The sequence below is a fragment of the Rhizobium sophoriradicis genome (genome assembly GCF_003939025.1).
Lineage (GTDB): Bacteria > Pseudomonadota > Alphaproteobacteria > Rhizobiales > Rhizobiaceae > Rhizobium > Rhizobium sophoriradicis.
Map to the genome: position 1 here is coordinate 15663 of NZ_RQIH01000029.1, position 13050 is coordinate 28712.

Sequence of the window (13050 nt, forward strand, 5' to 3'; positions counted from 1 at the left end):
AAGAAGCATTGACTCCCGCAGGCGGCGCCAGGATCCTTGGCCGATGACCGTCCCGCATTTTCACACGCGCCTTTCTCTCGGCCAAAATCTCCAGCAGCTTGGCCTGCGCGCCGGCGACATGGTCATGGTGCATGCCGCAATCAGCACGGTCGGGCGGCTGCTCAGCGGTCCCGACGTGCTGATCGATGCGCTGCGCGATGCGGTGGGGCCTTCGGGCACGATCGTCGCCTATACCGACTGGAACGGCGCCTATGACGAATTGCTCGACTGTGATGGACGCGTTCCCGAGGAATGGCGCGCCCATATCGCGCCCTTCGATCCGGCTCTCTCCAGGGCCATCCGCGACAACGGCGTCTTCCCCGAATTCCTGCGCACGACGCCGGGGGCGCGACGCAGCGCCAATCCGGGCGCCTCGGTCGCGGCAATCGGCGCCAGGGCCGAGTGGCTGACCGCCGACCATCCGCTCGACTACGGCTACGGGGAGGCGTCTCCGCTCGCCAAACTGGTGGAGGCGGGCGGCAAGGTCCTCATGGTCGGCGCCCCGCTCGACACGATGACCCTTCTCCACCATGCCGAGCATCTCACGCGAATCCCGGGCAAGCGCCTGCGCCGATATGAGGCGCCCTTCGCCACGCCGGCGGGCGTGGTTTGGCGCATGCTGGAGGAATTCGACACCAGCGCGCCCGTCGTGGACGGGATCGAAAGCGATTATTTCGCCCGGATCGTCACCGAGTTCCTTGCCGGCGGGCAGGGTGCGCAAGGCTCGATTGGCGAAGCGCCGTCGGTTCTGGTCGACGCGGCGTCTATCTGCAGCTTCGCCGTCGCCTGGCTGGAGCAGCATGTTCAGCCGGAGAACTGAGCCGCGCTATCCGGGCATTCGCAGAATTTCGCTTACCGCCCCGGCTTCTCCTGCCGACGGAACAAAATCCCGGCGGCGATGTTGGTATGGCGATAAGCAAAAGACCATGGGAGGAATCCATGCACAAGTCTCTGCAGTTCATACTGATCGGCCTGGCCGCCATGAGCGGGTTGACGATCGCGCCGACCATTGCCGCCGCGCAGGATTTGGAACTGCGCCTCGGCCCCGGCGGGGTCGGCGTTTACGACCGGGACCGGGACCGCGACCGTTACGACCGCTACGACCGCCGCCGGCCGCGCGGCTGCGATCCCGATGACGCGCTCGACATTGCCCGCAGCGAAGGCCTTCGCCGCGCCCAGATCGTCCGCATGTCGCCGCGCAGCATCGTCGTCCAGGGAATGACGCGCCGCGGGCCGGAACGGATGGTCTTCGCCAACCGGCGCGGCTGCCCGGAAATCTGACCGGCGCCTGAGCGCCGGATGCACGGCCGCACCTTCGCAATGAATGCGGCCGGGTGGACGGTTTGGCGGCTGCCGACGCTGTTTGAGCGCGCCTGCGGTCTTGCATGAAAAGCTGAACTGCTTCGAACAACGATGGAGGATTCATCATGATGAGCGGTCAATTGAAGGCGCTTCTCGCCGTGCTTGCCGTTGCCGGCTACCAGAACAGGGACAAGATCGGCGAGCTCCTGCGCGGTCTCCAGAACCCGCAGCAACCAGGGCCCGGAGGCCAGCAGTCGGGCGGGCTCGGCGGTATGCTCGGCAAGCTTGGCGGCTCCGGCGGCGGGCTGGGCGGCCTCCTCGGAGGGCTCACTTCCGGCGGCATCGTCAGCGGTGGTCTCGGCGATCTCCTGAAGACGTTTCAGCAGAACGGCCATGGCGACAAGATGGAATCCTGGGTGCGCCCCGGCCAGAATGCCAACATCAATGACGGCGAACTTGCCGAAGCGCTCGGCCCGGATGTCTTGAACGAGATCGCCAGGAATACCGGCCTCTCGCATCAGGAAATCCTCGGACGGCTGAGCCGCGATCTGCCGAAGGCCGTCGACGAGCTGACGCCGGAGGGAAGGCTGCCGACAGCAGAGGAAGACTTCCTGTCTTCGGCGAGCAATTCGACCACATCCGGGCGGCCGAGCGGTGTCTAGGCTCTGCTGCGTGCATCTGAAACGCCTTGCGAGATCGCCACCATCCTCCTCAGGTTTGAGCGTAGAGATCGCCTCACGCTCCGTCCTCCGCGGGCGGCCGGTGACCGACAAGGTCTCCACCGCAGTTGAGTATGGATCCCAGGCTCAAGGCCTGGGATGACGGAGGTGGGTGGCGTAGGTGCGAGATAGCGCCGGGATGCGAGCATGACCGAGAGCAGTCGGGAAGATTCGGCCTGAGCACGGCGTGGGCGTGTTTTTCCCTCATACGCCGATGAATTTGCCGCACAGGTCGCCCCACGCTCCCGTCCTTCTCGGGCTTGACCCAGGGCTTGACCCGAGGATCCAAGCACGTCTCCACCGCCGCAGGGCATGGATCCCGGGCTCAAGCTTGGGATGACGGAGGGTGGGGTGGGCGTGGTTGCCAGTCACGGCGGGGACGGGAGATGACCTCGAGCAATCGGCCCTGATCTGCCCGAATACGCCAAGAGTTCTACTTCCCCAGATGCTTGCGAAGAAACGTGTACACCGCGCGGATGGATTTTCCTGCGCCGTCGCGGTCGTATTTTTCGATATGGCCCAAGACCCGCTTTCCCATCGCGAATTCCGGGGCGTCGAAACCGTGATACGTGCCCTTGTAGATGTTGAGCTCGATCGGCGGGCCATCGCCGCTCAGACGGGCGAGCCTCTTCTGGCATCGTTCGGGCCGGCTCCAATTATCCCGTTCGCCAATCAAAATCAGGCTCGGCACCGTCGCATCGCCGCGGTCTGCGTCACAGGCGGGATAATAGGCAATCGCCGCCCGGAACTTGCGTTCGACGAGTTGCTCGTATCCTCCGGTTTTTGTTGCATCCAGCGTTGTGGTGCCGCCGGCCGAAAAGCCCATCAAGGCGACGCGCTCCACATCGACGAAGCCTGATTGCGACAGGAAATCCAAGGCGCCATAGGCGTCGAAGGCGCGATCGGGGACATGGCTTCGACAGGGATCCTTGACGTTGCGGGTGGTGAAGCTGTCGACAACAAGCACGGCATAGCCCCATGAGACCAGCCGCTTCGGCCAAAGCTCCCTGACGCTCGAACGCAAGTGATCGCATCCATGCATGACGACGATTGCCGGGAAGGGACCATCGCCCCGCGGCCGAGACAAATATCCGAGCAGCGGCGTGCCTTGCGGCTGCGGGAGGATTTCCCCCAGTTCCCGGGCTTTGCGGATTCGAAACGGGCTGAGCTTAACCGGCACGCTTTCGAACCGCACCAATTCCTCGGCATCAGCCGGGTTCTCAGGCGCGGTGACGCCAAGAAAAGTGACGAAGCACAGAAAAAGTCTCGCGGTTTTCACAGGCTCCTCCACCCGTGTTATCGACGGCCTGCTGCTAATATAATCCTCGATGACCGTGGATGGTATTGCCCGCCGTGCAAGTCCATGCTGACGGCAAAGGACATGGCCATCCGCCGGAGTGCGGACTGCCATGGACGAGTTGGGCAGTTGTTCGGGCAAGCAGGCCGCCATGCTGGCAGGCCTGGCCCCAATCGCCAACGACAGCGGTGCCCGAACCGGACGGCGTTCCATCCGCGCCGGCAGGCCCGCACCCCGGCGCGCCCTCTACATGGCCGCCTTGTCGGCATGTCGCTACAATCCCGCGCTCGCGCGCTTCGCAGAAACCCTCAAAGCCGCAGGAAAACCAGCCAAGGTCGTCCTTGTCGCCATCATGCGCAAACTGCTCGTGCTGGCAAACTGTCTTCTCTCTCAGGATCGACTCTGGACCCCAAATCCACCTTGACAACCAACACAGATTCTCATCCGCCTGCCGGCACCTTCTCCCCGTAAACGGGGCGAAGGGGGCAAGCCGCGACCTCACGCTTCCCCACCTCGCAGGGCACGTCCCCTCGCCCCCGTTTACGGGGAGAGGGTTAGGGTGAGGGGCAGAATCCCGGTACAGCCCGGGCTGATCCCTGACAGAATGAACCGGGTTGATGGTTGACAAGTCATAGTGCGTCGGAGGGAGGGCTTCCGATGCCATTTGTGGAGACTTGTCGCATGGAAGAACGTGTTCGGGTGCTGTCGGACTATGTTTCGGGGCATTGGAGTGTGAGTGATCTTTGCCGTCGTTACGGTGTGAGCCGGGAGACATTTTACGCCTGGCGCCAGCGGCAGATGAGCGGTGCGGACGACTGGTTTGTCGACCGCTCGCACGGTACGGTTTCGTGCCCGCATCGCACGCCGGCAGCCCTAGTCGATCAGGTGATTGCGCTGCGTCAGCGGTTTCCGCATATGGGGCCGCGCAAGCTTTTGGCTTTGTTGCAGCGCCAGTCGGCGCAGACACCTTGGCCGGCAGCCTCGACGATCGGCGACATCCTCAAACGAGCAGGTCTTGTGGAGACTTCCAGGCGGCGGCGCAGGGCCTTGGATCAGGGTCGCCCGTTCAGCGAGGCAAGGCAAGCCAATGATGAATGGAGCGTTGGACTTCAAGGGCTGGTTCCGCACCCGTGACAGCAGCACTCTGAAGGCCCAGACATCCAAACCGCCGGCCGACAATACCGGCCAGCAGCAGGTCCGTTTCGATGCCTTCCGCCAGCACTACAACGAGGAGCGCCCGCATGAAGCGCTGGGCCAACGCCCGCCCGCCGACCTCTATCTGCCCTGCCAGCCGCGTGCGATGCCTGAGCGTCTCGACGATCCCTGGTATGATGCCGACCACCAGGTGCGCCGTGTACGTGACAGCGGCGAGATCAAATGGATGGGAGGCCGGCTGTTCGTCAGCGAAGCCCTTGCCGGCGAACTCGTCGGACTGAGCGAGCTGGAAAATGGCGATCACGTCGTGCGCTTCTGCAATCGCGACATCGGCCTCATCGGCCCGGACGGCCGCTTCCGTCGCTTCGCTCCGCCGCGCCCGCCCGGGCCGATGAGGCCCGAAGCAGCACACACGACAGAATGAAAACTGTCAGGTATCATCCCGGTCGAAAGTGTCGACCATCAACCCGGTCGTTCATCCCGACTAGCTGAGGCTCGCGATTACCCCTTGATCACCCTCAGGCGGATCATCTAAGATTACTGCAAATCCAAGCTGCGAAAACTGAATCCAGAGGTGATGTCGGCGATTACGTCGATACCGCTCTTTGATCGCATGGGTCCTTCGAGCGCCGGCCTCTTCGCCCCATTGCCCGACAACCCGCCGGTTCCGACGCCGCGACCCGCTCGTCACAACGGATTGTCGCCAGGAGCGGCCCGGCGACGATGATTTCGCTCCGCTGCCCGACAATCCACCAATCCCGACGCCGCGACCCTATCGCGGTCCGCAGGGGACGACCGGCCATCGCCGTGGATCGGCCGCACAGCCTGTCGACAGCGCCATCTATGACGACTTCATGAGGACGGTGAAAACCAAGGTCTCGAATCCCTTTGGACTCGCCACCATTGCCTCGACGGGGCAGGCCGAAAGCAGCTCCTCGCCGAAGAGGGCCAACGGCTCATGGTCCGATCCGAGCCAGAGCGGGAAGCAGGGCACATCGGGCGGCATCATGTCGTGGCGCGACGCCCGCCTGCAGAACCTCTACAACTTCGCGGCCGCCAGGGGCGAACAGCCGGGTGCGATCAGCCCGCAGACGCAGGCCGAGTTCTTCCTGCAGGAGGACCCCCGCCTGATCGCCAGGCTGAACGCCGCAAAATCCGTCGAGGAAGCGCAGCGCCTGATGAACAATGCATGGCGATTTGCCGGTTACGATCAGCCGGGCGGCGAGGCCGCCCGCAGGACCGAGCAGGCAAACAGCCTTCTGCAGCAGTTTCTGTCGCATGGCGCGGCGGATCCTTTCGCTCCGCCTGCCAATCCGCCCGTTCCGACGCCGCGGCCTTATCGCGATCCACTGGTGACGACGGACGAGCGCCGCCAGCAGCCGGCGATGTCGCCCGCTCAGCCCGGCGACGATCCCTTCGCTCCACCCGGCAACGTGCCCATTCCAACACCGCGGCCGGCTTCTCGCAATCCGCGGCAGACGATGAAGCAAACCCGCGAAGGGCCGGGGGCCGCCCTCGTCCGCGCGCTCCTTGCTCGGCAGCAAAGTGGCCTGTGGTAGCCCGATCGAGGCTCCCAGACCGAAATGCGAGTCCTTAAATTGGGTTCGTGCCGCTATAAAACTACTGGTAGCCGGGAGCCCGTTGGTGTTGTAGACGGTCAGTTCATCCTTGACTGTCATCACTTCATCAATCGAAAAACGGCCCGTCATGCTCAAACGTCTCGTCAAACAGGTTCTACCTAGCGCCGCAGTTGCAGCCGTAAATAACTGGCGGACGCGTGAGCGGTTGTACAAATCATGGAGCAAAGCGGCGGCGGCGCCCGCCTATGGGGATATGCGCCTTACAGCATTCCGGATAGAACGATCACTGCGGTTAATTGGCTAGGAGCAGGCTTATGTCCAACCACCGGCAGATCTCCTGCCCGCCATGGATATCCCTGCCGGCCGGTTCGTCGACTTCGGCGGATCTGCTGGGGAAATGTGCGCCGTTCTGCGAGAGCAGTACCCCGCCTGGTCTTTTACGGTCGTGGAGACCAAGTCGATGGCGGACGCCGCACAGGCCCTGAGGCCGGGGATATCTTTCTCCGACCAACTGCCGCCAAAGTTCGATGTGTTCTATAGCAGTGGGACACTTCAATATCTTTCCGATCCAGAGACATTGTGGCGTGAGGCTCTGAGCAGGACAACTCGGTACGCATATCTGGCAAGGAATTCTTTCTCGAACAGGAAGCTTTTCACTGTTCAGTCATCCCGGCTTTTCGACAATGGGGCGGGGCCGGTGCCTGAAGGATTCGAAAATGTTGCGATACGTTACCCGCACCAGACAGTTTCCGAAGCCTCATTGAGAGGAATCGCTGATGAAATGGGCTTTGATCTGGCCGCTCGGTTTGAGGGCCGCAACAGTGGCGTGACGGGAACCCGCGCGGATGTCTATGGAGCGGATCTCTTATTCAAGAGACGGTAGCTCCACAGGATCGTCAGGAAAGCGGCAGCAGGTCGGCTCGCGCCTATACCTTTCTTGATATTGCCTGTTGGTTCGACGTCGTCAACTTCATCGCGATAGCGGCGGTGTCAAGGAAAGCAAAAGCCGCAACCAGCGGTATATTTTTGACAGCGAAAAGCTTAGTCAAGGAAGTTTTCCACCCGAAGCGCGCCTGCACAGCTCCTTGAAGAGAGTAAACCCAGATCAAAGGCGCTGGAAGACTGCGTTGGGACTCAACAGCCAATCCCACCCTGTTTAGGAGTTCGGCCAAGCGCTCGAAATTATAGAGGTTCAGGTGCCGCGGGAAATAATATCCGCCCCAGGCGCAGCGCGCAAACAGCCGTCTGTCCCAGCCGTCGGTATTGGGAGTTTCGATCAATAACCGGCCATCTTTCGCCAAGGCGCGGACGAGACGCCGCAAACTCTCTTCCGGTTCCCAAAGGTGCTCTATGAGCTGGAGCATGACGATGAGATCGAAGGGCTGCGCCGGCAATTCCGCCGCTTCAAGCGGCGCCTCGATTACACCTATGTCCTGGCTTTCCAGAGCGGCACGCGTTTCCACCGGGAAATGCCAATCCAGACCGAAAAGTTCAAGATCGGGACGTGCCTGGCGAAGTGCAATCAAAAGTTCGCCATTGCCGCATCCCACATCAAGCACCCTTGCCCGCAAAGGGAGATGCGCGACAACGCTCTTCAGGCGCTTCCGATTGACGATTGTCTTTATTCTACCAAGAAGGTTTGCCCGGCCCTGAAATCTGTTCGAGAAGGTGCCGTAATTGGCCGGGTACATCAAAGACAGCTCTGTGATGTCGGGTCGCGGATTGAGATAGAAATGACCGCATCCATCGCATCGGACGTAGCTGAAGGTGTCTTCACTGCCGTGATAGATGTAGTCGCGGCCGGTAGCGGCAATGGTGGAGCTATCGCTGCCGCAACAGCCGCACGTTGTGGGGGTCGATCTTATATGAGTTGTCACTTGAGAGTTCATATTGTCGCGTTCGATACCTAGAGAGCCAACGCATCTTGCACCGAATCCGAGAAGTCGTCGTTCCTGCGATTTCTCGAGAGGCGGATGAATTTTGCAAAACCGCTGCGCTGCAGGCACCCCGGAAAATGCTCGTAGAATCCGCCGTCGAGGAGGTGCCTATGAAGTTTTGCGAGATTGTGCTGCGGAATGGCGGGAAAAAGATGGTGTTCGATGTGATAGTTGAAATTCGCCTGGTACATAAGCCATTTTTCAAACCAATTGGGGACTGTCGTGCGGGCCAGCGGCATCATGGCCCGCTCCCGTCCGTCCTGGTAAAGTGGATAGTCCTCGGGCTGATGCTCCGCAATGGTGCGCACGATATTCAGGGCGATTGCTACGGCAGCGATGGGATAGCCCCATAAAAAAATGTAGAGATACCAGCGGCCCATGGCAATGCAGAGCGCAAGCAGCAAGCCGTTGAAGATAATAGTCACCATCGGCGCTAGCCAGGAAGGCGACAGCGAGTTCCCCGATGCTTTCTTTCGAGCCAGACCACCATATTTGTCAGCCGCCAGCCATACGCCCATGCCACCGCTCAGCGCCTTTACCATGACCCACGCGAGCGCCCGCAAGCCCTTGATCGGCTCGCGGTAAGGGTAACCATCCGCATCCTTCTCTGTACCGAGATGTGCATGGTGGCTCATGTGGCGTAGTCGATAGGCGCCGACCGACATCCCGACCGGCGCGGCAAAGAACATATCGCACCAGATATCGTTCTTACGGCGGCTGGAGAAGAGATGGAAATGCGACGCCTCGTGAACCCAAAGCAACATGCCCTGCGTTGCTGCGGAATTAATCAGGAATGGCAGCCACAGGAGCCACCAGGGGCCGAGGAGCGCGATCGCCCAAGAGGTCACAATCTGAATCCAGATCATCGTGGTCGCCACGATAATTGCGCGCGGTTGAGGCTGTTTCAACGATTCAAGGAAGCTCGAGTCGACAAGCCTTCTCGCTACCTTCATGCATTCATTGAACTGCGCATCCATGCAGTGACCTATCCTATCCATCCGATAACCCGCGAAGAAAGTTATCTACCTTCCTTTGAGCTCTTGCTCCTAACCAGCACATTCATGCCGCCACCTTCCGGTATCATCGCGCGTACTTTGTCGGCGTCTTCGGGCAGCTTCCTGCCGGATGCCATTTCACCGATCTCGTAGCCGCCCTCCCAGAGTAGCTCCAACAATCTGTCGAAGTCTCCGGGATTCTCAGCATAAACATAGGGAGCCAATTCAAGCATTATGCGCGGCTGGAACTTTTCAATCGTCACCGTCGCCCCAAGTAGAACCGCAAGCTCATTTCCGTCGACGTCAAGTTTGATGAAATCGACCTTGCCGACCCCAAGATCCCGCAATGTTTCGTCCAGGGTGCCGAGCCGCGCGCCCTGTGTCGACATGAGGCGACCGTGGTGTTCGCTATGCAAATCTTCAGCAACTTCCAGCGGCCAGCTTGAATAGACCGCTTCGGGCATCGCTTCGGACGCACTTGCCATAAGCATCATCTGGTGAGCGTCGATTCGCTGGGCGAGCGTCGGGTTGAGCGAAATGTTGGCCTTCTGTTTCGCGAATGCGTGAGCCGTCGGCTCGAAGGAGATTACCCTGCCGGCTCCGCCCACCAATTGCGCCAGGGGCAACGTATGGGAACCCACATTGGCGCCGATATCGAGGACGATGTCTCCATCCTTGATCAGCTCTTTATACCTGTCGAGCGTTCTGACCTCGAATCCGCCCAATAGGTAGATCGCGAAATCGACACCGTCTCTCAGGTCCAGCGACCAATTTACTCCCCGGCGTTTTGCGATCACGGTGGCGGGTAGGCCAACGCAACCCCGGACGAACAAGACAGCTTTGGATAGAGTGCGAGCGATCAGGATTTTGTTGCTGGTGGATAACATTGTCCTCAGGCCGCCTCTAAATGGTTTTGTGACTGGCGGGCGCTCTTCTTGCAACGATCAGATTGCAATATTGGCCCGCGTTTTTGGGATCAAGGCTCTCGTCATTGAAAGCAGTGCCAGGTGGATCCGCTATGTTGTGGAACTCGAAATTCAGCATCGTCAGGAATCTGGTGAGCTCGGACGGGTTCACTGACGCTTTCGACAAGCCGTAAGGCCAGAACTCCATGAATACCCGAACGTCGCGATTCTCCCGCAGCACCCGCTCGGCACCCTGCAGAACGCTCAACTCGTATCCCTGAACATCGATTTTGATAAAATCGACCCGCTGCCCTGGCGAAAAGTAATCATCCAGCTTCACCAATGGGACGTCGATGCTCACTCGCCCGTCGCCACTATCAAATGTTCGGTGATCGACATTCAGCTCGGACGAAACATACAGCCTTGTGGTGCCGCTGGCCGCTCCTACCGCGGCGTGCTGCAGCGATACATTCGACAAGCCGCTTACCGTCGCTTCAAGCTTTTCGAAGTTCGCCGGCGCCGGCTCGAAGGCATGCACATGGCCGGTCGCTCCCGTCAGAGCGGAGAACATGCGGGTATATATTCCGATATTTGCACCGATATCTGCGACGATCATGCCCGGCGAAATCATCTCGCGCATCAGTGCGCGCTCACGTCGTTCTGAAACTGCCTTCCATACGGAATAGAGAGGGTAATAAAGGGGATAACAGTGTCGATAGAGCCAATCGGCCAGACGTAGCAAAACCATCCCTACACCTCTTCCTTTGACGTGAGGCGGGCCGTGAAGAATGAAGCGAACACCTTGGGCAGCGCGGTGCCTATTGCCCTGTCGAGCTTGAAGTAAGGCTTGTAAGCCCAACCAGGCACGGGAAACTTCCTCGATATCCCGCCTGTCACCATATAGGAGAGCGAGGTGAAATAGCTGATCCTCGTCTTCTCAAGGCTATAGCAATCTGCAAGCTCAGCGAGCCAGTCCGGCCGCTGAAAGAAGATCATATGTGGCATAGCCTGATTTGAGGTCGAAAGAGGACCCTGAACGGTATCCAGAACCGGGCGGCGGATACTGAAATCCACCGGCTCATGATGGAGAAGTTTATACATCGGGTAGGATAGCCAAGACAAATAAGGTTCCGTTACATACACCCTGCCACCTTTTGTGAGCTTGCGCGTCGCCCCGCGGAGGAACGCCAGGGGATCCTTCAGGTGATGCAGAACATTGGTCATCGTAATCACATCGACGCTATGGTCCGCAATGTCAGGCAACCTCGCGATCTCGTGGCAATCGAAGACAAAGTCCAGATAGTCCAACTTCAGCACATCGGAGGTGATGACATTCGGCAGGAAGCGCTTGAGAGGCGACGTTCCGCTTCCGATTTCCAGAACGGTATTCGTGGCAATATCCGGTTCCTGTCGAAACATCTCCTGGTAGAGCTCACCATACCAGTGCATCAGGTTCGGATTTGCGCTTAGCCGCTCGCGATTTGCCAGCGTCTGAGCAAGATCGGCGTCATAGAGAGTGCTTTCGGATTCCATCGTCAGAGAAACTTTATTCGTCTTGCCGCAAAAACCAGCATGGCCAACAGAATGGCACCGTGGCGCCAACGCGAGATGTTCGTTTCGCCGTAGAGTCTTTCACGATAGCTGATCGGAACCTCGACGATCTTAAGGCCCATCCGCGCAGCTCCGAAGATCAGGTCGAAATCACCAAAGGGATCGAAATCACCGAAGTAGGATCTGTTTGCCTGAAGCTTCAGATAATTGGAGCGGCTGATCACCTTGGTTCCGCACAGGGTGTCTTTGTATCTCTGGCCAAGAACGAAGGAGAAAGCCAATGCGAAAAACTTGTTGCCCAGGAGGTTGAAGAAACGCATCGCCTCCTTTTCCATGGGATAGACCAGGCGAGTGCCGTTGATGAACTCACCTTTTCCGTCCTTGATGGCATTGTAAAATTTCGGCAAATCCTCGGGCGGGACCGTCATGTCCGCGTCGAGAATCATCAAGACGTCCTTTGTGGCCAGCGAAAAACCCTTCCTGACGGCGTCGCCTTTTCCCTTGCCATCCTGCTGGTCAATCAGGATCGTGCGTTCGCCGCCATAACGCTGCTGCACTTCCTGGATCGCCTTCCAAGTCGTGTCGGTCGAATTGCCTTCGATAAAAATGAGTTCATCATCCGGCCCCATAACCGGCAGTCGCTTGACAATATCCTCGATATTTCCGGCCTCGTTTCTCGCTGGAACGACAATTGACACCGACGGCTCAGCCTTCGACGCGTCATGGCTGATCGGCCTCGCAATCGCGATGTTGAGAAGGCAGAGCGTTCGAAGAAGCGGAAGAGGAGCAAGGCAACGGTTAACAAAGCCACTGATCAGTGGGATGTAAACCGGGATTAGGACCTTCTGGTCCAGTCGTATCAACTCGAAGTTTTCAAGCGTCAGAAGATTCTGGACGTCTTCATGAGCAAGCCAATTCGATTCAGGAACTCGCCGGCGCAGACCGAGCTTGGATGCCAGAGTCGCAAGCGGCCGCCACATGCTGCTGTAATAGGTAAGCACAAGCCGTGTCTCTTGCGAGCACAATGCACGTGCCTGAGCCAACATGCTCTGTATGTCTCGTTCGTAGTGGATGAGACCGCTGATGATCAGGTAATCAGGTTTGTTGTCAGCGACGTGCTCGATTTTAACGACCTTATGCTCGTCAAATTCATTCACAGATTCCGCCGGTTGCGCGCTCGAGCGAAATGCGACTTTACCCTGAGGAAATTTACCGACCAGAAGCGGCGTCGTCGGATCGATCTCGACCACAGAATTCTGGCTTAAGACAAACAGTCCAATGTACTTTCTCAAAAGAGAATAGAAATAATCCTTCACAGAGCTACCTCAGGGCTAAGCGGTTCAATCGCCAATGTCCCAGGATGAGGGCTGCTGGCACGACGTAGACCACAAAAAAGAGAAAATGAACGGCCGTTGCCAGGAGCAACCCCTCCGAGGGTGAACGCCCTAGGCGGTGTGGACTCTTGGGATTCCCAAGGCTGAGCAAATCAGATTCAAGACTGTCTTTTGGAGGCAGTCATGGGTGTTTTGGATCGTCTGATCCTTCGGGACGAGCAGTGGGAGCGGATATC

Annotated in this window: 12 protein-coding genes and 2 pseudogenes; 7 read left to right on the forward strand and 7 right to left on the reverse strand. The window is 59.1% G+C overall.

Features of this window, described 5'->3' with window-relative positions; genetic code table 11:
• Positions 1-43: 43 nt before the first annotated feature.
• From aac(3) to EFR00_RS31450, 3 genes are all read left to right on the forward strand, one after another.
• Positions 44-859: an aminoglycoside 3-N-acetyltransferase gene (gene aac(3) / locus EFR00_RS31440; protein ID WP_077990181.1), complete on the forward strand. Its 816-nt coding sequence runs from the start codon at positions 44-46 to the stop codon at positions 857-859.
• A gap of 119 nt (positions 860-978) precedes the next feature.
• The gene (locus EFR00_RS31445; protein WP_039618494.1) at positions 979-1320 is read left to right on the forward strand and encodes a hypothetical protein; all 342 of its coding nucleotides are present in this window, start codon (positions 979-981) and stop codon (positions 1318-1320) included.
• Between the two features lie 146 nt (positions 1321-1466).
• Entirely contained in the window at positions 1467-2003 is a 537-nt protein-coding gene (locus tag EFR00_RS31450) for a YidB family protein (RefSeq protein WP_010055824.1), read from the forward strand.
• A gap of 490 nt (positions 2004-2493) precedes the next feature.
• On the opposite strand, the gene EFR00_RS31455 is transcribed toward EFR00_RS31450, so the two are convergent.
• Positions 2494-3339 carry a dienelactone hydrolase family protein gene (locus tag EFR00_RS31455; protein WP_245435288.1) on the reverse strand — a complete coding sequence of 282 codons (846 nt, stop codon included), beginning with the start codon at positions 3337-3339 and terminating at the stop codon, positions 2494-2496.
• Positions 3340-3472: 133 nt separating this feature from the next.
• On the opposite strand from EFR00_RS31455, the pseudogene EFR00_RS31460 reads away from it, so the two are divergent.
• From EFR00_RS31460 to EFR00_RS31475, 4 genes and pseudogenes are all read left to right on the forward strand, one after another.
• Positions 3473-3781: pseudogene (locus tag EFR00_RS31460) on the forward strand (transposase); the annotation flags it as partial.
• A gap of 233 nt (positions 3782-4014) precedes the next feature.
• Positions 4015-4936 (forward strand): annotated as a pseudogene (locus tag EFR00_RS34350) (integrase core domain-containing protein).
• 181 nt (positions 4937-5117) lie between these two features.
• Positions 5118-6071 (forward strand): phage tail tip lysozyme, encoded by a 954-nt coding sequence (locus tag EFR00_RS31470; protein ID WP_225881432.1) that lies wholly within the window; start codon positions 5118-5120, stop codon positions 6069-6071.
• 367 nt (positions 6072-6438) lie between these two features.
• Positions 6439-6975: a class I SAM-dependent methyltransferase gene (locus EFR00_RS31475; protein ID WP_225887992.1), complete on the forward strand. Its 537-nt coding sequence runs from the start codon at positions 6439-6441 to the stop codon at positions 6973-6975.
• A gap of 43 nt (positions 6976-7018) precedes the next feature.
• Here the strand turns inward: EFR00_RS31475 and EFR00_RS31480 are convergent, their stop codons facing one another.
• The 6 genes from EFR00_RS31480 to EFR00_RS31505 all read right to left on the reverse strand — a co-directional run bounded on the left by EFR00_RS31480 (position 7019) and on the right by EFR00_RS31505 (position 12796).
• Entirely contained in the window at positions 7019-7783 is a 765-nt protein-coding gene (locus tag EFR00_RS31480; protein ID WP_225885762.1) for a class I SAM-dependent methyltransferase, read from the reverse strand.
• Positions 7784-7998: 215 nt separating this feature from the next.
• The gene (locus EFR00_RS31485) at positions 7999-9006 is read right to left on the reverse strand and encodes a fatty acid desaturase family protein (protein WP_077990178.1); all 1008 of its coding nucleotides are present in this window, start codon (positions 9004-9006) and stop codon (positions 7999-8001) included.
• A 41-nt stretch (positions 9007-9047) separates the two neighbouring features.
• On the reverse strand, positions 9048-9911 hold the full coding sequence (locus tag EFR00_RS31490) for an FkbM family methyltransferase (RefSeq protein ID WP_039618505.1): 864 nt from the start codon (positions 9909-9911) through the stop codon (positions 9048-9050).
• Between the two features lie 16 nt (positions 9912-9927).
• Positions 9928-10569: an FkbM family methyltransferase gene (locus EFR00_RS31495; RefSeq protein WP_225881434.1), complete on the reverse strand. Its 642-nt coding sequence runs from the start codon at positions 10567-10569 to the stop codon at positions 9928-9930.
• Positions 10570-10679: 110 nt separating this feature from the next.
• The gene (locus tag EFR00_RS31500; RefSeq protein WP_039618509.1) at positions 10680-11462 is read right to left on the reverse strand and encodes a class I SAM-dependent methyltransferase; all 783 of its coding nucleotides are present in this window, start codon (positions 11460-11462) and stop codon (positions 10680-10682) included.
• 2 nt (positions 11463-11464) lie between these two features.
• The gene (locus EFR00_RS31505) at positions 11465-12796 is read right to left on the reverse strand and encodes a glycosyltransferase family 2 protein (RefSeq protein WP_077990177.1); all 1332 of its coding nucleotides are present in this window, start codon (positions 12794-12796) and stop codon (positions 11465-11467) included.
• Between the last annotated feature and the right edge of the window lie 254 nt (positions 12797-13050).

Coding starts and splice junctions, on each gene's coding strand:
- EFR00_RS31445 (WP_039618494.1), top strand. CDS start 979: ATGCACAAGTCTCTGCAGTTCATACTGATCGGCCTGGCCGCCATGAGC.
- EFR00_RS31450 (WP_010055824.1), top strand. CDS start 1,467: ATGATGAGCGGTCAATTGAAGGCGCTTCTCGCCGTGCTTGCCGTTGCC.
- EFR00_RS31475 (WP_225887992.1), top strand. CDS start 6,439: ATGGATATCCCTGCCGGCCGGTTCGTCGACTTCGGCGGATCTGCTGGG.
- EFR00_RS31480 (WP_225885762.1), bottom strand. CDS start 7,783: ATGTACCCGGCCAATTACGGCACCTTCTCGAACAGATTTCAGGGCCGG.
- EFR00_RS31485 (WP_077990178.1), bottom strand. CDS start 9,006: ATGGATGCGCAGTTCAATGAATGCATGAAGGTAGCGAGAAGGCTTGTC.
- EFR00_RS31490 (WP_039618505.1), bottom strand. CDS start 9,911: ATGTTATCCACCAGCAACAAAATCCTGATCGCTCGCACTCTATCCAAA.
- EFR00_RS31495 (WP_225881434.1), bottom strand. CDS start 10,569: ATGCGCGAGATGATTTCGCCGGGCATGATCGTCGCAGATATCGGTGCA.
- EFR00_RS31500 (WP_039618509.1), bottom strand. CDS start 11,462: ATGGAATCCGAAAGCACTCTCTATGACGCCGATCTTGCTCAGACGCTG.